This is a genomic window from Azospirillum sp. BE72 (assembly GCF_031455875.1).
In the GTDB taxonomy this organism is placed as follows: Bacteria; Pseudomonadota; Alphaproteobacteria; order Azospirillales; family Azospirillaceae; genus Azospirillum.
Genome location: NZ_JAVDTO010000003.1, coordinates 274,570 through 299,143 on the forward strand (window position 1 = coordinate 274,570; position 24,574 = coordinate 299,143).

The 24,574-nt window shown below is 70.5% G+C and carries 21 protein-coding genes; 15 read left to right on the top strand and 6 right to left on the bottom strand.

All coding sequences use genetic code 11. The features are described from left to right. The first annotated feature begins 349 nt into the window (after nucleotides 1-349). The 5 genes from J2Y49_RS12850 to J2Y49_RS12870 are packed head-to-tail and all read left to right on the top strand — an operon-like array spanning nucleotide 350 to nucleotide 3,936. Nucleotides 350-550, top strand: a complete 201-nt coding sequence (locus tag J2Y49_RS12850) for a hypothetical protein (RefSeq protein WP_045583820.1) — start codon at nucleotides 350-352, stop codon at nucleotides 548-550. A 46-nt stretch (nucleotides 551-596) separates the two neighbouring features. Beyond that, on the top strand, nucleotides 597-1,376 hold the full coding sequence (locus J2Y49_RS12855) for a MetQ/NlpA family ABC transporter substrate-binding protein (protein ID WP_310115250.1): 780 nt from the start codon (nucleotides 597-599) through the stop codon (nucleotides 1,374-1,376). A 44-nt stretch (nucleotides 1,377-1,420) separates the two neighbouring features. Then, complete coding sequence (locus tag J2Y49_RS12860) at nucleotides 1,421-2,473, top strand: methionine ABC transporter ATP-binding protein (protein WP_310115251.1); 1,053 nt, start codon at nucleotides 1,421-1,423, stop codon at nucleotides 2,471-2,473. Continuing rightward, a complete protein-coding gene (locus J2Y49_RS12865) occupies nucleotides 2,451-3,119 on the top strand; it encodes a methionine ABC transporter permease (RefSeq protein ID WP_108548565.1) in 669 nt (222 codons plus the stop codon). Before J2Y49_RS12860 ends, J2Y49_RS12865 begins: the two co-directional genes overlap by 23 nt. Nucleotides 3,120-3,144: 25 nt before the next feature. Next, nucleotides 3,145-3,936: a MetQ/NlpA family ABC transporter substrate-binding protein gene (locus tag J2Y49_RS12870; protein WP_310115252.1), complete on the top strand. Its 792-nt coding sequence runs from the start codon at nucleotides 3,145-3,147 to the stop codon at nucleotides 3,934-3,936. Here J2Y49_RS12870 and J2Y49_RS12875 read toward each other — a convergent pair. Further along, nucleotides 3,908-7,699 (bottom strand): tetratricopeptide repeat protein, encoded by a 3,792-nt coding sequence (locus J2Y49_RS12875; protein ID WP_310115253.1) that lies wholly within the window; start codon nucleotides 7,697-7,699, stop codon nucleotides 3,908-3,910. The genes J2Y49_RS12870 and J2Y49_RS12875 overlap by 29 nt on opposite strands. 185 nt (nucleotides 7,700-7,884) lie before the next feature. Between J2Y49_RS12875 and J2Y49_RS12880 the strand changes: the two genes are divergently transcribed. The 10 genes from J2Y49_RS12880 to J2Y49_RS12925 all read left to right on the top strand — a co-directional run bounded on the left by J2Y49_RS12880 (nucleotide 7,885) and on the right by J2Y49_RS12925 (nucleotide 18,206). Beyond that, nucleotides 7,885-8,280, top strand: a complete 396-nt coding sequence (locus J2Y49_RS12880; protein WP_310115254.1) for a response regulator transcription factor — start codon at nucleotides 7,885-7,887, stop codon at nucleotides 8,278-8,280. After that, a complete protein-coding gene (locus J2Y49_RS12885) occupies nucleotides 8,277-8,969 on the top strand; it encodes a chemotaxis protein CheC (RefSeq protein ID WP_310115255.1) in 693 nt (230 codons plus the stop codon). The genes J2Y49_RS12880 and J2Y49_RS12885 overlap by 4 nt, the downstream gene beginning before the upstream one ends. Before the next feature lie 82 nt (nucleotides 8,970-9,051). After that, nucleotides 9,052-11,049: a methyl-accepting chemotaxis protein gene (locus J2Y49_RS12890; protein ID WP_310115256.1), complete on the top strand. Its 1,998-nt coding sequence runs from the start codon at nucleotides 9,052-9,054 to the stop codon at nucleotides 11,047-11,049. Between the two features lie 5 nt (nucleotides 11,050-11,054). Continuing rightward, nucleotides 11,055-12,701 (top strand): chemotaxis protein CheW, encoded by a 1,647-nt coding sequence (locus J2Y49_RS12895; RefSeq protein WP_310115257.1) that lies wholly within the window; start codon nucleotides 11,055-11,057, stop codon nucleotides 12,699-12,701. Between the two features lie 19 nt (nucleotides 12,702-12,720). Beyond that, nucleotides 12,721-13,830: a chemotaxis-specific protein-glutamate methyltransferase CheB gene (gene cheB, locus J2Y49_RS12900; protein WP_310115523.1), complete on the top strand. Its 1,110-nt coding sequence runs from the start codon at nucleotides 12,721-12,723 to the stop codon at nucleotides 13,828-13,830. Between the two features lie 10 nt (nucleotides 13,831-13,840). Beyond that, nucleotides 13,841-14,479: a HEAT repeat domain-containing protein gene (locus J2Y49_RS12905; RefSeq protein WP_310115258.1), complete on the top strand. Its 639-nt coding sequence runs from the start codon at nucleotides 13,841-13,843 to the stop codon at nucleotides 14,477-14,479. 4 nt (nucleotides 14,480-14,483) lie between these two features. Then, nucleotides 14,484-15,362: a protein-glutamate O-methyltransferase CheR gene (locus J2Y49_RS12910; RefSeq protein ID WP_310115259.1), complete on the top strand. Its 879-nt coding sequence runs from the start codon at nucleotides 14,484-14,486 to the stop codon at nucleotides 15,360-15,362. Beyond that, nucleotides 15,359-15,757 carry a response regulator gene (locus J2Y49_RS12915; protein WP_310115260.1) on the top strand — a complete coding sequence of 133 codons (399 nt, stop codon included), beginning with the start codon at nucleotides 15,359-15,361 and terminating at the stop codon, nucleotides 15,755-15,757. The genes J2Y49_RS12910 and J2Y49_RS12915 overlap by 4 nt, the downstream gene beginning before the upstream one ends. Continuing rightward, nucleotides 15,754-17,964, top strand: a complete 2,211-nt coding sequence (locus J2Y49_RS12920; RefSeq protein WP_310115261.1) for a chemotaxis protein CheA — start codon at nucleotides 15,754-15,756, stop codon at nucleotides 17,962-17,964. Before J2Y49_RS12915 ends, J2Y49_RS12920 begins: the two co-directional genes overlap by 4 nt. Beyond that, entirely contained in the window at nucleotides 17,964-18,206 is a 243-nt protein-coding gene (locus J2Y49_RS12925) for a hypothetical protein (RefSeq protein WP_149222895.1), read from the top strand. Before J2Y49_RS12920 ends, J2Y49_RS12925 begins: the two co-directional genes overlap by 1 nt. Nucleotides 18,207-18,212: 6 nt before the next feature. Here J2Y49_RS12925 and hydA read toward each other — a convergent pair whose 3' ends face one another. The 5 genes from hydA to J2Y49_RS12950 form a co-directional block, all read right to left on the bottom strand. Further along, nucleotides 18,213-19,655, bottom strand: a complete 1,443-nt coding sequence (hydA, locus tag J2Y49_RS12930) for a dihydropyrimidinase (protein WP_310115262.1) — start codon at nucleotides 19,653-19,655, stop codon at nucleotides 18,213-18,215. A 14-nt stretch (nucleotides 19,656-19,669) separates the two neighbouring features. Next, entirely contained in the window at nucleotides 19,670-20,365 is a 696-nt protein-coding gene (locus tag J2Y49_RS12935; RefSeq protein ID WP_310115263.1) for a TetR/AcrR family transcriptional regulator, read from the bottom strand. Between the two features lie 185 nt (nucleotides 20,366-20,550). Further along, a complete protein-coding gene (locus J2Y49_RS12940) occupies nucleotides 20,551-21,819 on the bottom strand; it encodes a Zn-dependent hydrolase (protein WP_310115264.1) in 1,269 nt (422 codons plus the stop codon). A 24-nt stretch (nucleotides 21,820-21,843) separates the two neighbouring features. Further along, nucleotides 21,844-23,127 carry an NAD-dependent dihydropyrimidine dehydrogenase subunit PreA gene (gene preA / locus J2Y49_RS12945; RefSeq protein ID WP_310115265.1) on the bottom strand — a complete coding sequence of 428 codons (1,284 nt, stop codon included), beginning with the start codon at nucleotides 23,125-23,127 and terminating at the stop codon, nucleotides 21,844-21,846. 17 nt (nucleotides 23,128-23,144) lie between these two features. After that, complete coding sequence (locus J2Y49_RS12950) at nucleotides 23,145-24,467, bottom strand: NAD(P)-dependent oxidoreductase (RefSeq protein WP_310115266.1); 1,323 nt, start codon at nucleotides 24,465-24,467, stop codon at nucleotides 23,145-23,147. Nucleotides 24,468-24,574: the final 107 nt, after the last annotated feature.

Here is a 24,574-nt window from a genome sequence, read left to right on the forward strand (position 1 = left end):
TATCAGCAGTAGACATTATCCATCGGACGCCCCGCCGGGGCATCCCGCGGCAATTTGACTTCTGCAGCTTGCGCCGCGTCACCAAACGCTAAAGCGCCACGATACCGGTCGTGGACCTCTTCAAGAAGGAGAGACCGGAATGACATCGCGAGTTTCCGCTCCCCCATCCGTGCGTCGGACCGCCCCCCTGGCCTGCATGATGCGCCCGGGCCTGTGTTGCCGCTGACCTCGCGGCCCCAAGACACAGCGCCCATTCCGCACATCCGCCAGTCCTGAACGCATTTGCGCCGCCGTCCCGCCCTGCCCCAGTGTGCCGAGGGCCCGGCCGCGCCAGGGGGAGTCCTTCGCCATGTCCCACGCCAACGCCTACGCCATCGAAGTTCAGGGCCGGTCCGCCGGCATCGTCGTCGCCGAGCGCGGCGGCTTCACCTTCTTCGTGTCCGATTGGGCTTTCCGCGATCTCGACCGCCGCGTCTTCCGCAATGTCGGACAGGCCCAGCGCGCCGCCCACCAGCACTACAGCCGGCTGCCCGACACGCGGCGCCGCTGAGCCCTCATCAAGAAACCTGCCGCCAACGTCACTGAGGAAAGTCCCGATGAAGCGCATCCTGATGTCGGTGGCCGTCGCCGCCGGCCTGCTGACCGCTGCGACCTCTGCCTTCGCCGCTCCGCTGAAGCTGGGCGTGTCGGCCGGTCCTTATGGCGAGATCCTGGAATTCACCGCCAAGCTGGCCGCCAAGGAGGGCATCGAGGCGCAGGTGATCGAATTCACCGACTGGAACATGCCCAATGCCGCGCTCCAGGCCGGCGACATCGACGCCAACAACTTCCAGCACCAGCCCTTCCTGGACAATCAGGTGAAGCAGCGCGGCTACGACATCGTGTCCGTCGCCAAGAGCGTCGTGGTGCCGATGGGCGTCTACAGTGCCAAGGTGAAGGCGCTGGCCGACCTGAAGCCGGGTGCGTCGGTGTCGATCCCCAACGATCCCACCAACGGCGCCCGCGCCCTGTTCCTGCTGGCCAAGGCCGGCGTGATCGGGCTGAAGGACGGTGCCGGCCTGAACACCACCATCGCCGACGTGGTGAACCCGAAGGGCATCAAGCTGGTGGAACTGGACGCCGCCCAGCTTCCCCGCTCGCTCGACGACGTGGATGCGTCGGTCATCACCCTCAACTATGCCGTGCTGGCCGGGCTGGAGCCGAAGAAGGCGCTGGTGCTGGAGGATGACCAGTCCAAATGGAACCTGGTCTGGGCGGTCCGCAAGGATCGCATGGAAGACCCGACGATCAAGCGCTTCATTGCGCTGTATCGTTCGCCCGAAGTGCGGCAGTTTATCGAAACGCGCTTCAACGGTTCCATCATTCCGACTTGGTGAGGGGGCTGGGGGGACGCTGGACGTCCCCTTTTGCCGAATAAAAGATGATAACGCTAACAAACATTCGCAAGACTTACGCCGCCCGCGGCGGCGGGTCACCGGTTCACGCGCTGGCCGACATCGACCTCTCCATCGGGCGCGGCGAGGTCTTCGGGATCATCGGCCGGTCGGGTGCCGGCAAATCCACCCTGCTGCGCACGATCAACCTGCTGGAAAGCCCGACCTCGGGCAGCGTCACGGTGGACGGGGTGGAGATGACCACCCTGTCGGCGGCGGAGCTGCGGCAGGCCCGCCATTCCATCGGCATGATCTTCCAGCATTTCAACCTGCTGTCCTCGCGCACCGTCTTCGACAATGTGGCGCTGCCGCTGGAATTGGCGGGCATGGCCAAGGCGGAGATCGGCCGGACGGTGGAGCCGCTGCTCGACCTCGTCGGGCTGGCCGACAAGCGCAACCGCTATCCGGCGGAGCTGTCGGGCGGGCAGAAGCAGCGCGTCGGCATCGCCCGCGCTCTCGCCAGCAAGCCGAAGGTGCTGCTGTCGGACGAGGCGACCTCCGCGCTCGACCCGGAGACGACGACGCAGATCCTGCATCTGCTGGGCGACATCAACCGGCGGCTCGGCCTGACCATCGTCCTCATCACCCACGAGATCGCCGTCATCAAGGAAATCTGCCACAAGGTGGCGGTGATGGAAGGCGGCCAGGTGATCGAGCAGGGGCCGGTCTTCGACATCTTCGCCCACCCCAAGCACCCCACCACCCGCAGCTTCGTCGATCCCGTCATCAACCGCGGGATTCCCGATAGCCTGCGCGACCGGCTGTCGCCCCAGCCCGGCTTGGGGAGCAACCCGGTGCTGCGCATCACCTTCACCGGCGAGAAGGCGACCACCCCGGTCATCAGCGCCATCAGCCGTCAGTTGAACCTGGACCTGAACATCTGGCACGGCCAGATCGACGAGATCCAGGGCGCCCCCTTCGGCACGCTGGTGGTGGAGGCGCTGGGCGACACGGCCAAGGTCGATGCCGCCATCGCACTGGTGAAAGAGAACAATCTGGGCGTCGAGGTGTTGGGCCATGCTCTCCCCGCAAATCATTGACCTGCTGATCAAGGGGCTGATCGACACGCTGCACATGGTGGCGGTGTCGGGCGCCATCGGGACGCTGATCGGGCTGCCCATCGGCGTGATGCTGGCCGTCACCGGCCGGGGCGAGCTGCTGCAGAACTTCGCCTTCAACAAGGTGATGGGGGCGGTGGTGAACATGACCCGCTCCACCCCCTTCATCATCCTGGTGGTGGCGATCATCCCCTTCACCCGGCTGATCGCCGGCACCTCCATCGGCACCAACGCCGCCATCGTGCCGTTGACCGTCGCCGCCGCCCCCTTCATCGCCCGTGTGGTGGAGAATGCGGTGCGCGAGGTCGACCGCGGACTGGTCGAGGCGGCGCAGGCGATGGGCGCCACGCCCTTCCAGATTATCCGCAAGGTTCTGCTGCCGGAAGCCCTGCCGGGCATCGTCGCCGGCCTGACCCTGTCGGCGGTCAGCCTGATCGGCTATTCGGCCATGGTCGGCGCCGTCGGCGGCGGCGGCCTGGGCGACCTCGGCATCCGCTACGGCTATCAGCGCTTCCTGCCGGAGGTGATGCTGGCGGTGGTGATCGTGCTGATCGTGCTGGTGCAGATCGTGCAGTCGACGGGCGACCTGATTGCCCGCCGGGTCAACAAGCGTAATTTGAAATCCTGACCTAAAAATCCGAGGAGTGTTCGAGATGCTGCGCTTCCGTTCGCTGGCTTCCCTGCTGGCCGGCGCCGCCACCATGGCAATCGCCTTCGGTGCTTCTGCCGAGACCATCAAGGTTGGCGTCACCGCCGGGCCGCATGCCCAGATCCTGGAAGCGGTGAAGCCCATCGCCGCCAAGGACGGGCTGGACATCCAGATCCTGGAATTCACCGACTACGTCATCCCGAACCAAGCGCTGGCCGGCGGTGACCTGGACGCCAACAGCTTCCAGCACCAGCCCTATCTGGACAACCAGGTGAAGGACCGCGGCTTCGATCTGGTCAGCGTCGGCAAGACGGTGGTCTATCCGATCGGCATCTATTCCAAGAAGGTGAAGAGCCTGGAGGAACTGCCGGCCGGGTCCAAGTTCGCCATCCCCAACGACCCGACCAACGGCGGCCGCGTCCTGCTGCTGCTGCAGGCCAAGGGGCTGATCAAGCTGAAGGACGGCGGCAATCTGAAGGCCTCGCCCATCGACATCGTCGAGAATCCGAAGAAGCTGGAGATCGTCGAGCTGGACGCCGCCCAGCTGCCGCGCTCGCTGGACGACGTGACCGCCGCCGCCATCAACACGAACTTCGCGCTGGAGGCAGGCATCGACCCGGTCAAGGACGCCATCGCCCGCGAGGACGCCGACAGCCCCTATGCCAACGTCATCGTCGTGCGCAAGGCCGACAAGGACAAGCCCTGGGTCGCCAAGCTGGTGAAGTCCTACAACAGCCCCGAGGTGAAGGAGTTCATCCTCACCAAGTTCAAGAACGCCGTGGTTCCCGCGTTCTGAGGCTGTTGAGAGCACGCCCGGCGGCGCCCAGCGCGTCGCCGAGCGTCTCGCCCGTTTTCGGGCAGACCAGCCGCATCGACGGATACCAGGGCCGGCACGCGGTGCCCAGCGCCGTCCAGTCCCCTGCCGGCCCGATCCGCCAGACCGGCACTCCCAGCGCGCCCGCCATCTCCGCCACCGACGTTCCGGCGGAGATCACGAGGTCCAGCGCCGCCGTCAGGGCGGCCGCCCCGTCCAGATCGTTCTTCAGGTCGAGCGGCGGGCGGTGGATAGCGATGCCGAAGCGTTTTTCGGTGTCGGCGAGTTCGGATTCGCAATCGTCATATTGAAGGTTGACGAGGCGCAGGCCGGGCAGGGTGAGGATCGGCGCCCAGTCGGCCAGCGGCGCGTAGTTGGCGTCGCGCAGGGCACCGCGCAGGCCGCTGCGCCAGCAGAGGCCTATGTTCAATGCGGAGTTAGACCCCCACCCTGACCCTCCCCCGCCGGGCGGGGGAGGGGATTGGAGTTTTGTCACCGCTCGGCGGTAGTCCCTCCCCCGCCCAGCGGGGGAGGTTAGGTGGGGGCAATCGTCGAGACCCAACCCACCCAACCATCCCCGCCACCGCTCCACCGCCGCCTCATCCGCCCGCAGCCAGCCGCCCCGCGCCGGAAAGCCGCCCAACCCCCAGCCCAGCCGCAAGGGCAGCGACCCCGCCGGGACGTGGCAATCCGCGTCCACCGGGTCCGCCGTCGCCGCCCGCACCAGGGCCTGCGGGAAGGAGCGCGCGAACAGCGCGACCAGTCGCGGCTCGCACTCCACGATCACCTTGCCGGCACGCGCGATCAGATCGGCATAGCAGGCGCTGTACATCAGCTCGTCGCCGATCCCCTGCTCGCGCCAGACCAGCACGGTCCGTCCCGTCAGGTCGCCGCCGTCCCAGGCCGGGATGCGGAACCGGCGGTCGGGCAATGCCTGTCCGGCGGCGAAGCGGGCCTCCAGCCCGGTCCACCCGGTGCCGAGATCGCCGCGCGCCAACGCCGCATAGCCACGGTTGAAGGCGGCGAGCGTCAGGCCCGGGTCGTCCTCCACCGCCTGCCGATAGGCCGCGTCGGCCTCGGCCGGCCGGCCGGCGGCGTGCAGGGCGTTGCCCAGATTGTAGCGCCACTCCGCCCGCCGCGGCTCCAGCGTCAGCGCTCGTCCCCAGCCCTTCAGCGCGGCATCCAACCGGCCTTGGCGCTGCCGTAGGTCGGCCAGCCCGGCCCAGCCGGCCCCGACGCCGGGAGCCAGCAGGATCACCCGCCACCAAGCCAGCCCCGCCGCCGCGCCGTCGCCCGCCCGTTCCAGTGCCAGGGCGAGGTTGCCGATCGTACCGAGGTCGCCCGGACGGCCCCGGAGCGCCAAGTGCAGATGCGCCACCGCCTCGGCCGGGCGATCGAGCGCCAGCGCCGCCAGTCCCAGGTTGCCGACCGCCGACGGATCGCCGGGCCGCAGGCGCAGGGCCCGCCCTGCCGCCCGCTCCGCTTCGGCGGCATGCGCCGCGTCGCGCAGAGCGTCGGCCGACAGGGCGGTCCAGGCCTCCGCCAATGCGGGATCGAGGGCGAGCGCCCGTCGGAAAAACGGCACGCCATCACCGTCCATCGCCTGCCGGGCCAGCCCGGCATTGGCCCACAGCCCGGCATGGAAGGGGGCGAGGCGCAGAGCCGCGTCGGTCGCCTCCGCCGCGTCCCTGCCGGCGCCGCGGGTCAGGCGCAGGGCGCCGAGATTGCCGAGCGCCTCCACATCCTCGGGGTCGAGGGATGCGGCGGCCTGCCAGTCCGCCTCGGCTTCCTCCATCGCCCCCATGTCCTGGTGAGCCAGCGCGCGGCGCTTGTGGCGGCCGGCGGTCGGCTCCGCCGCGATGGCGCGGGTCAGCAGGGTGACGGCGATGTCGGGACGGCCGGCCTGATGGCCGAGCAGGCCGTAGCCCTCCAGCGCCGCCGGCACTTCGCCGCCCTGGTCGAGGATGCGCTGATAGGCCTTCTCCGCCTCCGGCAAGCGGCCGGACTCGTGCAGGTCTCGCGCCTCCGCCAGCCAGTCGGCGATGGGCAAGGCGGGCACCAGACGGCGGAGTTCCGCGGCCATGCGCGCCAGCACGTCCGCCAGCCCTTCGCCCGGCCGCGTGCTCCACAGCCGCATGGACGGGAACCAGGGCCGCACCGCGCTGCCCAGCGCCGTCCAGTCGCCGGCCGGGCCGAAACGCCAGACCGGCACCCCCAGCGCACCGGCCATCTCGCCCACCGAACTCGCCACCGTCACCACGAGGTCGAGGCCGGCGATCAGCGCCGCCACCCCTTCCAGGTCGTTCTTCAGGTCGGTGTCCGGCCAGCGGTGGATGCGCAGGCCGAGTTGTGCTTCGGTCGCGGCGATCTCCGCCTCGCGCCCGTCATATTGCAGGGTGACCGGGGTCAGGCCGGGCAGGGCCAACAGCGGCGCCCAGTCGGCGAGCGTCGTGTAGGCGGCCTTGCGCTCCCCCAGCACATTCTGGCTGCCCCAGCAGATGCCGACGCGCAGGCCCGGCCCCAGCGCCGCCAGCCGGTCCCGCCAATCCGCCAGCCGGGCCGGGTCGGGTGCCAGCCAGGACCGCCGGTCGGGAAAGGCGGACAGCGTCGGCCGCAGCCGCCGCGGCAGCGACCCCATCGCCAGATGGGCGTCCGCATCGGTGGGATCGTCCGTCTGCGCCCGCACCGTGACGCCGGGCAGGGCGCGGCCCACCAGCCCGGTCAGCCGGGCATCGACCTCCACCACCAGGTTGCCCGGACCGATCCCGGCGGCGAGGTCGGGCAGGGCGGTGCCGAACATCAGCTCGTCGCCCAGCCCCTGTTCGCGCCAGACTAGCAGGCGCCCGCCCGTGGCACCGTCCGCGGCGGCGTCCCAGGGCGGCAGCGTGAAGCTGCGCCCGGCCGAGACGCGGCGGGAGGCGAAGCGCGCTTCATACTCGTCCCACCCCTCCGCCAGCCGTCCTTGCCCAAGCATCCGCAGAGCGAGGTTCCAGCGCGCCAGCGCGAATCCGGGGGACAGGGCGAGCGCTTGGCCGTACAGCGCTTCCGCCTCTCCGCCGAGGCCTTGTGCCTCGCGCAGCAGGGCGAGGTTCACCATGGTCTCGGCGTCGCCGGGGGCAAGGCGCAGCGCCTCCAGATGCGCGCTCTCCGCCTCTTCGAGGCATCCGGTCTCCTTCAGCACGACGCCGAGATTGGTCAGGGCGGTGGCATGGCCGGGGTCGAGCCGCAGGGCGTGGCGCAGCGCCGTTTCCGCCTCGCCATACTCGTCCCGCGCCCGCAGCAGCGTGCCGAGATTGGCCCAGGCCTCGGCATAGCCGGCGTCGAGGTCGAGCGCGCGGCGGTAATGGACGGCGGCATCATCCAGCCGGTCCTGCTCCTGCAACGCGCTGCCCAGGCTGTTGTGCGCCTGCGGATAGGCCTCGCGCAGGGCGAGCGCCCGGCGGTATTCCGCCTCGGCCTCGCCCAGCCGGCCCTGCGCGTGGAGGGCGAGGCCGAGGTTGGCGTGCTGCTCCGCCATCCGGGGGCGCCGCGCGATTGCCCGGCCGATCAGTTCGACCGCTTCGGCATCCTCCCCGCGCTGGTGGTGCAGCACGCCCAGCAGATGCAGCGCATCGGGGTTGCCGCGGTCGGCCGCCAGCATCGCGCGGTAGGCGCGTTCCGCCCCATCCAGGTCGCCGGCGCGGTGAAGCCCCAGCGCTTGGCCCAGCAGGGCGGCCAGTTCGGCGGCGGCGGAGGATGGCGGCATGGAACGGGGGCCGGATCGAAGGAGGCGGTCCGTCTCGATAGCATGAGTCGGCCGGCCGCCGCGCCCGCAAAATCCCGACGCCTATTCCCGGCTGCGATCAAGGGGACTGGCGTGACGACATTCATTCTGTATACTTGCGCACAATTCGGCTCTGCCGGTCGAGCTCTATCCAAAAGGCCTATATCTTGGGTAAGACTGTAATCATTGTCGACGATAGCAAGCTTTCGCGCATGCATGTGCGGGCGATGGTCTTGCGCAACAAGCCGGACTGGTCGGTCGTCGAGGCGGCGAACGGCGATGAACTCTTCAAGACGCTTCAGGACACGCCTGTGGATGTTGCGATCATCGATTACAACATGCCCGGCGACAATGGCGTGGAGAGCGCGGCCAAGCTGCGGGCGAGCCACCCGAACGTCCATATCGCCATCATCACCGCCAACGCTCAGGACGCGGTGGTTTCCGGCATCCGGGCGGTCGGCGCCGCCTTCATGCCCAAGCCCCTGGAGGAGGAGCAGGTCGCCCGCTTCCTGAACTCCACCGCCCTGCCGCTGCGCCGCGCCTCCCAGGCCGCGCCGGAGTGACCGCCGCCCCCATGCTGAGCGAGCTGGAGCGCGATGCGTTGGCCGAACTGGGCAACATCGGGATCGGCAAGGCATCGACCGCGCTCGGCCGCATGCTGGGCAGTCTGGTGACGCTGTCGGTGCCGTCGGTGGAGATGGTGCCGCCGGACGAGGTGGCCGGGCTGCTGGACCGGGCGCTGACGCCGCCGCTGGTGGGCGTGTCGGAAAAGCTGGGCGGCCTGTTCGCCGGCTGCGCCCTGCTGGTGTTTCCCCAGGCCGGCAGCCTGCCGATGGTCCGCGCGGCCCTGCCCCCCGACGTTCCGCCGGACGACGTTCCCGAACTGGAGGACGAAGTCCTAGCGGAACTGGGCAACGTTGTGCTGAACAGCGCGCTGGCGCTGGTCGCCAACCTGCTGGGCGAGCCGGTGGACACCGGCCTGCCCGTGGTGATCCGCGGCAGCGGGGCGGAGGTCCTGGGCGGCTGCGCCGCGGTGGTGCCGGCCATCGTGGCGGATGCCGGTGCGGCCCAGTCCGGGTTGGGGGCTGCTGCGGTGCTCTTCCACATCGATCTGCACACCAGCCTGCCGGGCGGCGACGGGGTCGGGGTCGGAGTAGGAGTCGGGGGGCGGGTGGTTCTGCTGCTCGATTCGGGCTCGGCGGACGCACTGCAGGCCACGCTCGGCCGCTATATCGGGCGGATGGTAACGTAAGAGCATCAAGAAGAACCGACGCGGAAGAATCGGCCAAGAAGAACCGGCCAAGAAGAACCGACTGGAAAGGCGGGGAAGGACAATGGCGCTCATCAAGAAGACCAGGATGGACACGGCGCGCACGGCCCGGAACAAGGACGGCGGTGCCGATGCCGGTTCGGATGGGGGTGCGGTCGAAACCGCAGCCGAAGCGGCCACCGTCCCGACCATGAAAGCCGCTTCGCCGGACGGTGCCGTGCCGAACACTCCGCAACGCCGCCGGGCGCGTGCCGACTCGCGCCGCCGGCAGGCCGCCAGCGGCATCGCCGCCGCTTCCACCGAACTGGCGAGCGGCGTCACCCAGGCGGCCTCCGCCGCCGAGGAATTGCGCCGGGCGATGGAGCAGATCGCCGCCGGGGCCGAGGAAACGGCCGGCGCCACCCAGCAGTCGCAGCGCATGATCGGCCGCGCGTCGGAACTGCTGGCCCGCTCGCGCGCCACGGCCGAGCAGGCGGTGCTGCGGGTCGAGGCGCTGCAGGGCACGCTGAAGGACGTCAGCGGCCAGATCCTGTCCTCCATCGACGGCATCGTCCGCGCCGCCGAACGGCAGGAGGCCTCGGTCCGGCTGGTGCGCGACCTGGAGGCCCAGGCGAGCGAGATCGGCGCCATCGTACAGAGCGTGGCCGCCATCGCCGACCAGACCAACCTGCTGGCGCTGAACGCCGCCATCGAGGCCGCGCGGGCGGGGGAGGCCGGGAAGGGCTTCGCCGTCGTCGCGGACGAGGTGCAGGCGCTGGCCGAACGGTCCGAACGCAGCGCCAACGACATCCAGGGGATGGTCGGGGAGATCCAGGAGGCGGTGGCCTCCATCGCCGCCGGCATCGTCGCCTCGTCCGACGCCGCCAAGGCGGAGGTGGAGCGCGGGCGCACCATCGTGCAGCAGCTGGAAGGCGTGAGGTCGGACATGACCGCGCTGGTGCAGGGCGCACAGGAGACGATCCGCGCCGCGGTCGAGGCCGACCAGGCTGCGCGCGAAGCCCTGCGCGGGGCGGAAACCATCGCCGCCAGCGCCGAGGAGCAGTCCGCCGCCGCCGAGGAGGCGCTGAAGACCGCGGGCGAGCAGGCCGTCGCCCTGAACCAGAGCCAGCGCGCCGCAGGCCAGCTGTCGGAACTCGCCGAGGATCTGGAGGGCACCGCCGACCTCGCCGCCACCGCCGACGAGCTGGCCTCGGCCGCGGAGGAGCTGTCCGCCGCCATCGAGGAGATCAACCGGGCCGCCGCCCAGATCATGACGGCGATCGGCCAGATCTCCGGTGGCGCCCAGTCGCAGAGCGCCGCCACCCACCAGTTGGCTTCCGCCATCGCGGAGATCGACGCGGCGGCGACGCTGGCCGCCGGCCGGGCGCAGGATTCGGTCGAGCGCTGCTCCTCGATGGAAGCCCTGCTGGGCGAGACCCGCGACACCATCGGCCGGCTGGCCGACGGCATGCTGGAGGCGGTGGACTCGTCCCGCCGGGCCGGCGAGCGGCTGGACGCGCTGGAGCGGATCGGCCGGCGCATCGACAAGGTGGTGGACGCCATCGCCACCGTCGCCATCCAGACCGGCATGCTGGCGGTCAGCGGTTCCATCGAAGCGGCGCGGGCGGGCGAGTTCGGCCGCGGCTTCACCGTGGTCAGCGGCGACATCCGCAAGCTGGCCGGCGACAGCGCCGAGAGCGCCGAGCGGGTCAAGGACATCGTCCGCGACATCCAGGACCAGATGCTGCGAGTGCGCCGCGACATCGACGATGGCTCGGCCACCGCGCTGGCGGAAACCGCGCGCCACCGCGCCTTCGGCGTTACCCTGACCGCCGGCGCGCAGGAGCTGCGGGTGGTCACCGCCGGTAGCCGCGAGATCCTGGACGCCGCCGCGGAGACCACCATCGCCCTGCGCGAGACCCGCACCGGCGTGGAGCAGGTGGCCACCGCCGCCGCCGCCGCCAACCTCGCCGCGACCGAGGCGGCCAAGGCCGCCCGCGAACAGGCCAAGGGGGCGGAGGAGCTGGCGTCGGCGATCGAGGAGATCGCGGCGATGGCCGACAGCCTGCTCGGCGCGGTTTGACCGCCGTGGCGACGGAAGAGGCGTCCGGAGGGGCAACCGGCGACGGCGGGGCGGGTAGCCTCGCCTTCGTAACCATGACGGTCGGCGACCTGCGCCTCGCCCTGCCGATGTCGTCCGTGCATGCGGTGATCCGTCCGCCGGAGCTGGTGCGCATCCCGCTGGGCCCGCCGGGTCTGGAGGGGCTGGCGCATTGGCATGGCGACGCGGTGCCGGTGCTGGACCTCGCGATGGCGCTCGGACGGGACGGCGGGACGCCCGACACGCGCGAGACCCGCGTGGTGCTGGTCGGACATCGCGGCCAGCCGGTCGGCCTGCGGGTGGACGCCATGGCCGGCATCCTGCGCAGCGACCCCGACCGCATCGACCCGGTGACCGCCGAGGATGGCGGGCTCGACCCCGCCATGCTGGACGGCCTGCTGCGCGACGGCCCGGCCACCATCCTGAAGCCGGACGTCCTGATCGACCGGCAGTTCGGCGATCCGGGCGAGAGCGCCCGGACGGCGGGCGCGGGCGGGCTGGTCGGCGGTTTCGGTCAGGTCGCAGGCCCAGGCGATGACCAGAGTGCCGGCGCAAAGGCCGCGGGCGCGATCGACCGGCTGGCGCTGCTGGTCTTCGAGGTCGCCGGGCAGGAATTCGCCCTGCCGGTGGAGCGCGTGCGCGAAGTGCTGCCGGCCCCACGCGAGATCGCCCGCATGGCGCGGTCCAGGGCGCATCTGCTGGGGGTGATGTCGGTGCGCGACCGGCTGCTGCCGCTGGTGGGCCTGCGGGCGCTGTTCGGGCTGGACGGCGCTGGAGAGCAGGGGGCCGGGGAGCAGGAGGGCGGACGGCGGGTGGTCGTGGTGCGGCCCGGCCAGGGGCAGGCCCCGGTCGGCGTCCTGGTGGACGAGGTGCGGGAGATCCTGCGGCTCGACGCCGCACAGATCGATCCGGTGCCGCCCTTTCTCGCCCGCGAGCCGGAATTCGAGGATTTGGACGGCATCGCACGGGCGGATGGCGGGCGGCGGCTGGTCTCCGTCCTGTCGGCCGGGCGGCTGTTCCGGCATGGCGCGGCAATCGGTGCCGAAAAAAATGTCGATGGGGGGAGCGACGGCATGGAACCGGCACGGCCTGCGGATGCGGGCAGCAAGGGGGGCATGGCGGAGCGTTTCGTCGTCTTCAGCCTCGCCGGGGCGGAATACGGCCTGCCGGTCGCCGCCGTGCGCGAGGTGCTGCGGCGGCCCGACAGCATCACGCCCCTGCCCAATGCTCCCGACTTCGTCAGCGGCGTGCTGACGCTGCGCGGCGAGGTGCTGCCGCTGATCGACCAGCGCCGGCTGCTGCATCTGCCGGCCGTGAGCGGTGACGCTGCCGCCGGAATCGCGCGCGGCCGGGTGGTGGTGGTCGGACATAACGGGGCGGATGCCGCACGGGTCGGACTGCTGGTCGACGGGCTGTCCGGGCTGGTGACGATCCCGGCGGAGCGGATCGGTCCGGCTCCGACGGTGTCGGCGGCGCAACGGCGGTTGATCCGCCGGGTCGCGACCCTGGTGCCCCGCGAACCGGAATTGGCGGGGCGGGATGCCGGCGGCGCGGCGCGCCTGATTCTGCTGATGGATGCGGAAAGCCTGCTCGACATGGACCGGCTGGCCGGCCTGCTCGTTACCCAGCAGTGATGACTCGATGGGGAACGGCGTGCTGACGGTTCTGGTGGTGGACGACTCCGCGTTGATGCGCCGGCGCATCGCGGAGCTGCTGACCGAGGCCGGTTTCCGGGTGGAGACCGCCGCGACGGGGGAGGAGGCCCTGGCGCGCCTGCCGGTCGTCGATCCGGACGTGGTGACGCTCGACGTGACCATGCCCGGCATGGACGGGCTGACCTGCCTCGCCCGCATCATGGTGGAGCATCCCAAGCCGGTGGTCATGGTCTCCGCCCTCACCGGCGCCGGCGCGGAGGAGACGCTGGAGGCGCTGCGGCTGGGAGCGGTGGAGGCGGTGCAGAAGCCGGCCGCCGGAGCCATCGGCCGCATCGGCGAGGGGCTGGTGGAGACGGTGCGCGCCGCCGCGTCGTCGCGCCCGCGCCGGGTGCATGGCCTGCGCGAGCGGCTGCGGCTGGCCCGCGCCCGCATCGCCGGGGAGGATTTCGTCGCTCCCGAAGCGCCGCTGCCGGCTCCGCCCGCGGGAAAGACCGTTGCGGGCGCGGAGGGGGACGGGGTGGTGCTGGTTGGCGTGTCCACCGGCGGACCCAGCACGCTGGAGGACATCCTGCCGCTGCTGCCGGCCGACTTCCCCTGGCCGGTGGTGGTGGCCCAGCATATGCCTGCCGCCTTCACCGCGACGCTGGCGCGGCGGCTGAACGAGCTGTGCGCCCTGCGCGTCTTGGAGGTGGAGCGGGCGACGGTGCTGGAGCCGGGCATGGTCTGCATCGCCCGCGGCGGTGCCGATGTGGAACTGGCGCGGCGCGGCGGGCGGCTGCAGGCGGTCTGCGTGCCCGCGTCACCCGACCGACCCTGGCATCCCAATGCCGACCGGCTGGTGGCCAGCGCCATGCGGCTGCTGCCGGCGGACCGGCTGGTCGGGGTGCTGCTGACCGGCATGGGCAACGACGGCGCCGCGTCGCTGGCGGAGCTGCACGCCCGCGGCGGACGGACCATCGCGGAGTCGGAGGACAGCGCCGTCGTCTTCGGCATGCCGCAGGATTTGATCCGGCGCGGCGGCGCCGGCATCGTGCTGCCGTCGGACCGCATCGCCGGCCAGCTGGTCCGCTGGCTGATGCCCGCCCAGCGGCGGGCCGGCGGGCACTAGGGAGGACGCCATGGGACTGGTGAGGAAGAAGGCCGGCGCCGCGCCATCCGGTACTGCGGCGCCCGACGCGCAAGCTGATCCGTTGGCCGATCCGCTGGCGGCGCTGGAGGAAGCCGACGCTTCGGTCCGCCGCGATGCTGCCCATGGCCTGGGCCATGCAGCGCCTCCGGGGACCGTCGCGGCGCTCGCCCGCCGGCTGGAGACGGAGAACGATGCCGGCGTGCGGGAGGCGATCCTGACGGCGCTCGCCCGCATCGCGACCGGCGAGGCGGCGACGGCATTGCTCCCCTTCCTCGACCGCGAGGACGCGGCACTCCGCAACGGTGTGCTGGAAAGCCTGCAGCAGATGCCGGCGGAGGTCGCCGCCCCGGCCCTGCTGCCGCTGCTCGGCCATGCCGACCCGGACCTGCGCATCTTCGCGGTGCAGGGGCTGGGCGGCCTTGTCCATCCCGGCCGGGCCGACTGGCTGGCGGCGGTGATGGAGCGGGACGCCGACGTTAATGTCGGCCTCGCCGCGGTGGAGGCGCTGGCCGAGGCCGGCAGCCCGGAGGCGCTGTCCAGCCTGGAAACCCTGGCCCGGCGCTTCCCCGACGATCCCTTCGTCGCCTTCGCCGTCGACGCCGCCCGCTCCAGCTTCCAGGGCGGGTGAGCGCGTGGGGGAGAGCGAACCGGGCGGCCTGTCGCCGGAGGATTATGCGACCCTGTGCGATTTCCTGCGGGATCGCACCGGCCTGTCCTTCACCGAGGCCAAGCGCTATTTCGTCGACCGCCGCATCGCCGCCCGCATGCAGGCGGTCGGGGCGACGGGCCTGCGCGCCTATCTGAACCTGCTGCGCTTCCAGGCCTCGGGGGAGGAGCTGCAGCGGCTCGTCAACCTGATGACGGTGAACGAGACCTATTTCTTCCGCGAGAAGTACCAGTTCGACTGTCTGGTGAAGTCGGCCCTGGACGAGCTGGTGCGGGACAAGCCGAAGGGCTCGCGGCTGCGCATCTGGTCGGCCGGCTGCGCCACGGGGGAGGAGCCCTATTCCATCGCCATCATGCTGCTGGAGAACTGGGGCCGCGTGGACGATTACGAGATCGAGCTGCTGGCCTCGGACATCGACAGCGCCGTGCTGGAGCGGGCGCGCGAGGGCATCTATGACGAGCGCGCCCTGCAGGGGCTGCCGGCCCATCTGCGCGCCAAGTATTTCCAGCCCGTGCGCGGGACGGCGGGGGCCGGGGGCCCGCGCTGGCGGATCGCGGAGGAATTGCGGGAGTCCGTCGATTTCTCGCTGGTCAACATCGCCGATCCGCAGCAGGTGCGTGGATTCCGCGGGATCGACGTGATCTTCTGCCGCAACCTGCTGATCTATTTCGACGATCTTGGCCGACGGGAGGCGGCGAGCATGTTCCACGATGCCCTGGCGCCGGGCGGCTTCATCTGCCTCGGCCATTCGGAAAGCATGAGCCGCATGTCCTCGCTGTTCGTCCCGCGCCGCTTCCCCGACGCGATCCTCTACCAGAAGCCAGTGGACGGAGGTGCGTTATGAAGGATGGGCTGCGCATCCTGGTGGTGGACGATGCCGTGACCGTCCGCGCCTTCGGCCGCCGCGTGCTGGAGGCCGACGGCTTCGTGGTGGACGAGGCGGTGAACGGCATCGAGGGGCTGGAACGGGCGATGGCCGTGCCGCCCGATCTGGTGATCGTCGACGTCAACATGCGCAAGATGGACGGCTACACCATGCTGCGCGTCCTGCGCCGCGATCCGGTCTTGCGCGACGTGCCCGCCATCATGATCAGCACCGAATCCAAGGACAGCGACCGCGAACAGGCGCTGCTGGCCGGCGCCAACTGGTACATCGTGAAGCCGCCGCGGCCGGAGATGCTGGTGGAGGCGGCACGGCTGCTGACCGGCCGTCCGCTTGGACCGGAGGGGGCGCCATGAGCGAGCTGTTCGACCAGTTCATCGTCGAGGCGCAGGACCTGCTGGAGACCGCGGGCGGCGCGCTGCTGACGCTGGAGCGCGACCCGGCCGACCGCGCATCGGTGGACGAGCTGTTCCGCGCCTTCCACACCCTGAAGGGGGCGAGCGGCCTGTTCGAGATGGCGCCCTTCACCCGGCTGGTCCATGCCGGGGAGGACACGCTGTCGCTGCTGCGTGACGGCCGGCGGGCCATGACGCCGGAATTGGCCGACCGGCTGTTCCGCGTGCTCGACCAGTGCGCCCGTTGGGTGGCGGCGCTGGAGACTGCCGGCGCACTGCCCGACGACGCGCCGACCGCGGCCGACGCGCTGGTCCGCGGGCTTGGCGGAGACGCGGCAGCGGAGGGCACGGCCGCGGCCAATGGGGAGGCGGAGGCTTTCCCCTGGCTGGCGGCGTTGACGGCGGAGGAGAGGCAGGCGGCGGGCGATGGCCGGCTGACCGCCATCGACTACCGGCCCGATCCCGAATGTTTCTTCACCGGCGACGACCCACTGGCGCTGTTCCGCCGGGTGCCCGACCTGCGGCTGCTGCGCATAGAGCCGGCCGAACCGCTGCCGGCACCGGCGGAAATGGACCCCTACCGCTGCGTCCTGCGCTTCCACGCGCTGAGCGGCGCCGATGCGGAGGCGGTGCGTCCTGCCTTCCGCAGCGTGCCGGATCAGGTGCACATCGCCGCCGTCACGCTGAAGCCGGCCGGAACGCCTGCCGTGAAGCCTGCCGTGACTCCCATTGCCGTGGCGCCGCCGGAGTCGCTGGCCGCACGCATGCTGGAGGAGCAGGCGCGGATTCTGGAGTTGCCCGGCAGTGCCGTGGAGCGCGACTCCCGCCGCGCCGCGGTGGCGCGGGCGGTCGCCGCGATCCTGGCATCGCTGGGGCGTCCGGCCGACCGGCGCATGATCGAGGCCGCCTGCGCCGATGCCGGCACGCTTCACCGCTTCCTCGCCGAAGGGCCGGCCCGTCCTGCCACACCCGAAGCGCCGCCGGCAGCCCTCCCCGCCGCCCGCCGCGCCTTGCGGGTCGAACCGGAACGGATGGACGCGCTGATGGCCCTGGTCGGCGAGCTGTCGGTGGTCAAGGGGCAACTGGGACCGCTGCTGCGCCGTGCCGAAGACGGTGAACTGGCGACGGAGTTGCGGCGCGACCTGAAGGGCTTTTCCGCCCGGCTGGATACGCTGGTTGGTGATTTGCGCCATGCGGCGCTGCGGTTGCGGCTGCTGCCGCTGGCCCGCGTCTTCGATCCGCTGCCCCGGCTGGTGCGCGACACCGCCCGCCGGCTCGACAAGACGGCGGAACTGGTGCTGGAGGGGGCGGAGACCGAGGCCGACAAGGACATCCTCGACGTGCTGGGCGAGCCGCTGCTGCATCTGGTGCGTAACGCCCTGGACCACGGCATCGAGCCGCCGGACCGCCGCATTGCCGCCGGCAAGCCGCCCGGCGGCACGTTGCGGGTCCGCGCCTTCCAGGACAAGGGCGGGGTGGTGGTGGAGGTATCGGACGACGGCGCCGGCATCGACCCGGCGGCGATGCGCCGCGCCGCCGTTGCCAAGGGGCTGCTGGAGCCGGACGCCGCCGCGGCGCTGTCCGATGTTGACGCGGTGCGCCTAGTCTTCGCCCCCGGCTTCAGCACCGCAGGCTCCGTTTCCGACCTGTCGGGCCGCGGCGTCGGCATGGATGCGGTGCGCGCGGCGGTCGAACGGGCCGGTGGCCGGGTGGAGATCGCCTCCACCCCCGGAGCCGGAACGCGGGTGCGGCTGTCCCTGCCGCTGACGCTCAGCATCACCCGCGTCGTGGTGGTGGAGGCGGCGGGCGCTCTCTACGGCATTCCCGTCGCGCTGGTCGGCGGCATCCAACGGGTGCCGCGCGCCGCCATCCGCGCGGTCAAGCGGGCGGAAAGCGTGGTGCTGCGCGACCGGGTGGTGCCGCTGGTCCGTCTGCGCCGCCTGCTGGGCCAGCCGGAGGACGGCCGCGTCCGCGAGGCGGATTGCGTGGTGCTGGCCGAACTGGGCGACGGTCCGGTCGCGGTGGCGGTCGACGATGTCGGCGAGCGTGCCGACGTGGTGCTGCGCCCGATGACCGGCGTTCTGCGCGGCCTGCGCGGCTATGCCGGAACCGCCGTGCTGGGCGACGGCCGCCTGATCCTGGTGCTCGATTTGCGGGAGCTGCTGTGATGCCGGTCCGGTTCGACTCCGACCTCGCCCGGTTCGAGGCCGCCTGCACGGCGGAAGAGGCGCTGCCGCTCGCCGAATGGCTGGAAACGGCGGCAGCGCCGCGGGTGGATTTGTCCGCCTGTACCGAACTGCACACCGCCCTGCTGCAATTGCTGCTGGCGGCAAGGCCGGCGCTGGCGGCAGCGCCGGAGGATGCCTTCCTGGCCCGCTGGGTCGGGCCGCTCCTGGCGAAGGCCGGGTGAAGCCGCTTACCGCTCCACCGCCACCGGGACGTTCAGGGCGTTGCGCTTCGCCACCGCTTCGTAGACCGGAGGGAAGGCGGGGCGGTTGACGTAGCGGCCGGCGCCGCGCACCGCACGGCTTTCGCCCAGCGCGTGGACGATGCGGCCCTGGCTCAACGTGTAGGCCGGGGTACCGGTGACGGTCATGCCTTCGAAGATGTTCAGGCCGACCTTCTGCATCTGGGTCTTGGCCGAGATGGTCTTGGTCGCCTTCGGGTCCCACACCACCAGATCGGCGTCGGCCCCGACGCTGACCGAGCCCTTGCGCGGGTAGAGATTGAAGATCTTGGCGGCATTGGCGGAGGTGACGGCGACGAACTCGTTCATCGTCAGCCGGCCGGAGTTGACGCCGTGCGTCCACAGCGCGGTCATGCGGTCCTCGATGCCGGCCGTGCCGTTGGGGATCCTGGTGAAGTCGTTGCGGCCCATCGCCTTCTGCTCCGCACAGAAACAGCAATGGTCGGTGGCGGTGGTGTGCAGATGCCCCGCCTGCAGGCCGCGCCACAAGGCGTCCTGATGCTCCCTGGGGCGAAAGGGCGGGCTCATGACATGGCCGGCGGCGAAGTCCCAGTCGGGGTTGCGGTAGACGCTGTCGTCGATCAGCAGATGGCCGGCCAGCACCTCGCCGAACACGCGCTGGCCGCCGGTCTGGCCGCGCTCGATCGCCTCCAGAGCCTCCTTGGCGGAGACATGGACGATGTAGACCGGCACGCCGAACACCTTTGCCACCTGGATGGCGCGGTTGGCGGCCTCGCCCTCCACCTCCGGCGGGCGTGACAGCGGGTGTGCCTCCGGTCCTGTCAGTCCCTGGGCCAGCAGCTTTTTCTGCAACTGGAACACCAGCTCGCCATTCTCGGCATGGACGGTGGGGATGGCGCCCAGTTCCAGGCAGCGCTGGAAGCTGTTCACCAGCGTTTCGTCGTCGGCCATGATGGCATTCTTGTAGGCCATGAAATGCTTGAAGCTGTTCACGCCATGGTCGGCCACCAGCGTGCCCATGTCCTGCCGCACGCTCTCGTCCCACCATGTCACGGCGACGTGGAAGCTGTAGTCGCCCGCAGCCTTCTCCGCCCAGCCGCGCCAGGTGTGGTAGGCCTCCATCAGGCTCTGCTTCGGGTTGGGGATGACGAAGTCGATGATCATCGTCGTTCCTCCGGCGAAGCCGGCGGCGGTGCCGCTGAAGAAATCCTCCGTCGTCACCGTGCCCATGAAGGGCAGTTCCATGTGGGTGTGCGGGTCGATGCCGCCGGGCATGACGTAGCAGCCGCCGGCATCAACCATTTCGGCTCCTGCCGGCACGTCCAGCGTTTCGCCCACCGCCGTGATGATGCCGTCCTGGCAGAGGACATCGGCGCGGCGCGTGTGCTCGGCGGTGACGACGGTGCCGCCGCGGATCAGGATGGTGGACATGCTCGGGCGCTCCCTCAAAGGATTGGTTGGGCGGAGTCGATGGGCGTTTCGGCTATTTGTGGTTCGGGCAGGCCGGCGGCGCGCAGGACCATGCGCAGGACTTCGGCCGTCATGGCGGCGAAGTCCTGGCGGGTCAGGCTGCGGCGGCCCAGCACCTTGCGGATCTGGATGTCGAAGTCGGCGTAATGCTGGGTCACCGCCCAGATCATGAACAGGAACTGGCGGGCGTCCACCGGGGCCATGCGGCCGGCGGCGACCCAGCCGTCGATGACGGTGGCCTTGGCGTCGACCAGCGCTTTCAGGTCCTCCGCCAGAAAGCGTTCAACCTGGGTCCCGCCATGCAGGATCTCGTTGGCGAAGACCTTGGAGGCGTGCGGGCGGGTGCGCGACGCCTCCATCTTGGCGGTGACGTAGGCGGTCAGCGTCTCCGCCGGATCGGCGTCGGGGGTGAAGGAGGCGATCGGCGCCAGCCACATGCGCAGGATGTTGTCGAGCACCGCGCGGTAGAGGTCCTCCTTGGTGCCGAAATAGTAATGCAGGTTGGCCTTGGGCAGGCCGGCCCGCTCGGCGATGTCGGCCATGGTGGCGCCGGCGAAGCCGGCTTCGGCGAAGATGCGCTCGGCCGCCTTCAGGATGCGCTCGACGTTCTCACGCCGGATGCGGCCCTGGGGCGACGTGGTGTCGGTGGTGTCGGCAGCCGTTCGCGCCATCGATTTCGCCATTGCTGTTGCTAAGTGCCCTCTCCCGCCCCGGGAGAGGGAGGGGACCCACGAAGTGGGGAGGGTGAGGGGTTAGGCACGAAGCCATGCGGTTCGGGATTCTTGCAATCCCCCTCGCCCTTCCCACCGCTTCGCGGCGGGCCCCTTCCCTCTCCCGGGACGGGAGAGGGAGCGTATCACGCGGGCGCCTTCACCTGTTCCGCCATGGCGTTGGCGCGGTCGAGCACGGCGTGCAGCAGCACCTCGCAGCCGGCGGTCGACCATTCCGGGGTCGTTTCCTCGACCTCATTGTGGCTGATGCCGTCGATGCAGGGGATGAAGACCATGGCCGTCGGCGCGACCTTCGACAGGTAGCAGGCGTCGTGGCCGGCGCCCGACACGATGTCGCGGAAGCTGTGGCCGGTGCGCTCCACCCCCTTGCGGACGGCGGCGACGCAGGTCTCGTCGAATTTGATCGGGGCGTAATACCAGATCTGCTGGAAATCGCTCTCCAGCCCGATCTCGCCGGCGATGCGCTCCACCTCGGCGCGCAGCTCGCCGTCCATGGCGGCGAGGATGCCGTCGTCCGGGTGGCGGAAATCGACGGTGAAGAAGACGCGGCCGGGGATGACATTGCGGCTGTTGGGGTGGATCTGCATCAGCCCGACCGTGGCGCAGGCGAGCGGGCCGTATTTCAGGCCGATGCGATTCACCGCATCGACGACGCGGGCCGCGCCCAGCAGGGCATCCTTTCGGCGGACCATCGGGGTCGGGCCGGCATGGGCCTCCTGGCCGGTGAAGGTGATCTCGTACCAGCGCTGGCCCTGGCAGTCGGTGACGACGCCGATGGTCTTGCCCTCGATCTCCAGGATCGGGCCCTGTTCGATGTGGGCCTCGAAATAGGCGCCGACCTTGCGGCCCCCCACCTCCTGGTCGCCGGCATAGCCGATGCGGGCCAGCTCCTCGCCCATCGTCTTGCCGTCGAGATCGGCGCGGGACAGGCCGTATTCCAGATCGAACACCCCGGCGAAGACGCCGGACGACACCATGGCCGGGGCGAAGCGCGAGCCTTCCTCGTTGGTCCAGACCGCGACCTCGACCGGGGCTTCGGTGACATAGTTCATGTCGTTCAGGCTGCGCACCACCTCCAGCCCGGCCAGCACGCCATAGACGCCGTCATACTTGCCGCCGGTCGGCTGGCTGTCCAGGTGGCTGCCCATGATGACCGGCGGCAGGCTGTCGTCGCGGCCGGGGCGGCGGGCGAAGATGTTGCCCATCCGGTCGACCGAAATCGTGCAGCCCGCCTCCTCGCACCAGCGCACGAACAGGTCGCGGCCTTGGCGGTCGAGGTCGGTCAGCGCCAGCCGGCACACGCCGCCCTTGGGCGTGGCGCCGATCTGCGCCATGTCCATCAGGCTCTGCCACAGGCGCAAGCCGTTCACGGCGACATTCTGCGGGGTGGACATGTTGCTCTCTCCTGAACGTCGTTTTTATTCGGCGGCTTCGGGGACGCGCATCGGATTGCGGGCGTCGTTGGGCCAGGTGACGTAGGGCAGGTCGGTCTGCTCCGGCACCATGGTGATGCAGTCGGGCACCGGGCAGACATGGCTGCACAGGTTGCAGCCCACGCACTCCTCGTTGACCACGGTGAAGACGCGGCGGCCTTCCCCCTGGTCGATGCGGATCGCCTGGTGCGAGGTGTCCTCGCAGACGATGTGGCAGCGGCCACAGTCGATGCACAAGGCGGGGTCGATCACCGCCTTGGTCGAGAAGTTCATGTTCAGGTCGTTCCAGTTGACGACGTTGCGCACGGCCCGGCCGCTCAGTTCGTCAAGGCTGCGGTATCCCTTCTCGTCCATCCAGTTGGACAGGCCGCCGATCATGTCCTCCACGATCTTGAAGCCGTAGGTCATGGCGGCGGTGCAGACCTGGACGTTGGTGGCGCCGAGCGCCAGGAACTCCGCCGCGTCGCGCCATGTGGTGATGCCGCCGATGCCGCTGACCGGCAGACCGCGCGTGTCGGGATTGCGGGCGATCTCCGCCACCATGTTCAGCGCGATGGGCTTCACCGCCGGGCCGCAATAGCCGCCATGGCTGCCCTTGCCGTCGACCACCGGGGTCGGGGCCATGGCATCGAGGTCCACCGCGACGATGGAGTTCACCGTGTTGATCAGCGACACCGCGTCGGCGCCGCCGCGCTTGGCCGCTTCGGCCGACCACAGGATGTTGGTGATGTTGGGGGTCAGCTTGACGATCACCGGCAGGTTGACGGCGTTCTTCACCCAGCGGGTGACCTGCTCCACCATCTCCGGCACCTGCCCGATGGCGGAGCCCATGCCGCGCTCGCACATGCCGTGCGGGCAGCCGAGATTCAGTTCCAGGCCGTCCGCCGCCCCGGTCTCGGCGATGCGGCGGGCGAGGCCGGCCCAGGCCGTCTCGGTCATGGTGGCCATCAGCGAGACGACCATGGCGCGGTCGGGCCAGTCGCGCTTTACCTCGATAATCTCCTGCAAGTTCACGTCAAGCGGCCGGTCTGAGATCAGTTCGATGTTGTTGAAGCCGATCATCCGGCGATCGGTGTCGAGATGGGCGCCGTAACGGCTGGAGACGTTGACCACCGGCGGGTCCTCGCCCAGCGTCTTCCACACCACGCCGCCCCAGCCCGCCTTGAAGGCGCGGACGACATTGTAGGCCTTGTCGGTCGGCGGGGCGGAGGCCAGCCAGAAGGGGTTGGGGGAGCGGATGCCGGCGATGGTGCTGCTGAGATCGGCCATGATGTGGCTCCCTTTCCTCAGGCGGACAGGTGGCTGTGGATGGCGAGCGCGGCGAGTTTGCCGTCCTGCACGGACTGGACCGTCAGATCCTCGCCCGTGGCGACGCAATCGCCGCCGGCCCAGACCTTTGCCAGCGTCGTGCGATAGGCGTCGTCGATGGCGATCTTGCCGCCGGCCAGTTCCAGGCCGTCGAGCGCGTCGGCCGACAGCTTCTGCCCTACCGCCTTCAGCACCATGTCGGCCTGGAGGGTGAAGGTCTCGCCGGTGCCGGTCAGCTTGCCGTCGGTCAGGCGGGTGCGCTCGAAGGTGATGGTGGTCTCGCCGATCTCTCTGGGCGCGGCGAAAGTCTTCAGCACGATGCCCTCGGTCTGGGCCAACTCCTGCTCCCAGGCGGTGGCGCCCATTTGGGCCCGGCCGCGTCGGTAGACCAGGGTGACGTCCTCCGCGCCCAGGCGCTTGGCCTGGATGGCGGCGTCCACCGCGGTGTTGCCGCCGCCGATCACCACGACGCTGCGCCCCACCGCCGGCGGCTGGCCGGGGGGAGCCTGACGGACGCGCTCGATGAAGGCGGTGGCGTCCTCCACGCCCGCACGTTCCTCGCCGGGGATGCCCAAGCGGTTGTTGGACCCCAGGCCGACGCCCAGGAACACGGCGTCATAGTCGGCGCGCAGGCTGTCGAGCGACAGGTCGGCGTCCAGCTTGCGGCCATGCTCCACACTGATGCCGCCGACGCCGAGGATGAAGGCGACCTCGCGCTGGGCGAAATCGTCGGCCATCTTGTAGGGGGCGAGGCCGTATTCGTTGAGGCCGCCGGACTTCGCCTTGGCCTCGAACACCGTCACGTCATGGCCGAGCGTGGCGAGGCGGTGGGCGCAGGACAGGCCGGCCGGGCCGGCACCGACCACGGCGACGCGCTTGCCGGTGGCGGCTGCGCGCGGGAAGGGGTGGGCCGGCTCGCCGTCGATCAGGCGGTCGGTGGCATAGCGCTGCAGCCGGCCGATGGCGACGGGCCGATCCTCCGCCCGGTTGCGCACGCAGGACTGTTCGCACAGCGTCTCGGTCGGGCAGACCCGGCCGCAGGTGCCGCCCATGATGTTCTCCGACAGGATCGTCGTTGCGGCACCCTTCAGGTTGCCGGTGGCGATGGAGCGGATGAAGGCCGGAATGTCGATCCCGGTCGGACAGGCCTTGATGCAGGGCGCGTCGTAGCAGAACAGGCAGCGGTTGGACTCGGCCAGCGCCTGCACCGGCGTCATCGCCGGGGTCAGGTCGGCGTAGGGCGAGGACGGATGGTCCGCATCGGGTCTTGAGGTGTCGTCAAGCGTAGCGATCAGGGTCATGGCGGATGGCTTCCCTTCGGTCGCAGAGCGGCGTGTCTACCGAAGCGTCAGCAACCCGCGTGCCAACAGAACCAACCAGCACTGCCAAGGCACGGAGGCGGCGGAAA

What these genes read in the sequence shown, in the direction of transcription:
- J2Y49_RS12850 (WP_045583820.1), top strand. Translation starts at nt 350, where the DNA reads ATGTCCCACGCCAACGCCTACGCCATCGAAGTTCAGGGCCGGTCCGCC.
- J2Y49_RS12915 (WP_310115260.1), top strand. Translation starts at nt 15,359, where the DNA reads ATGAAGGATGGGCTGCGCATCCTGGTGGTGGACGATGCCGTGACCGTC.
- J2Y49_RS12865 (WP_108548565.1), top strand. Translation starts at nt 2,451, where the DNA reads ATGCTCTCCCCGCAAATCATTGACCTGCTGATCAAGGGGCTGATCGAC.
- J2Y49_RS12875 (WP_310115253.1), bottom strand. Translation starts at nt 7,699, where the DNA reads ATGCCGCCATCCTCCGCCGCCGCCGAACTGGCCGCCCTGCTGGGCCAA.
- preA (WP_310115265.1), bottom strand. Translation starts at nt 23,127, where the DNA reads ATGGCCGATCTCAGCAGCACCATCGCCGGCATCCGCTCCCCCAACCCC.
- J2Y49_RS12870 (WP_310115252.1), top strand. Translation starts at nt 3,145, where the DNA reads ATGCTGCGCTTCCGTTCGCTGGCTTCCCTGCTGGCCGGCGCCGCCACC.
- J2Y49_RS12935 (WP_310115263.1), bottom strand. Translation starts at nt 20,365, where the DNA reads ATGGCGCGAACGGCTGCCGACACCACCGACACCACGTCGCCCCAGGGC.
- J2Y49_RS12855 (WP_310115250.1), top strand. Translation starts at nt 597, where the DNA reads ATGAAGCGCATCCTGATGTCGGTGGCCGTCGCCGCCGGCCTGCTGACC.
- J2Y49_RS12890 (WP_310115256.1), top strand. Translation starts at nt 9,052, where the DNA reads ATGGCGCTCATCAAGAAGACCAGGATGGACACGGCGCGCACGGCCCGG.
- J2Y49_RS12905 (WP_310115258.1), top strand. Translation starts at nt 13,841, where the DNA reads ATGGGACTGGTGAGGAAGAAGGCCGGCGCCGCGCCATCCGGTACTGCG.
- J2Y49_RS12950 (WP_310115266.1), bottom strand. Translation starts at nt 24,467, where the DNA reads ATGACCCTGATCGCTACGCTTGACGACACCTCAAGACCCGATGCGGAC.
- hydA (WP_310115262.1), bottom strand. Translation starts at nt 19,655, where the DNA reads ATGTCCACCATCCTGATCCGCGGCGGCACCGTCGTCACCGCCGAGCAC.
- J2Y49_RS12860 (WP_310115251.1), top strand. Translation starts at nt 1,421, where the DNA reads ATGATAACGCTAACAAACATTCGCAAGACTTACGCCGCCCGCGGCGGC.
- J2Y49_RS12940 (WP_310115264.1), bottom strand. Translation starts at nt 21,819, where the DNA reads ATGTCCACCCCGCAGAATGTCGCCGTGAACGGCTTGCGCCTGTGGCAG.
- J2Y49_RS12925 (WP_149222895.1), top strand. Translation starts at nt 17,964, where the DNA reads ATGCCGGTCCGGTTCGACTCCGACCTCGCCCGGTTCGAGGCCGCCTGC.
- J2Y49_RS12920 (WP_310115261.1), top strand. Translation starts at nt 15,754, where the DNA reads ATGAGCGAGCTGTTCGACCAGTTCATCGTCGAGGCGCAGGACCTGCTG.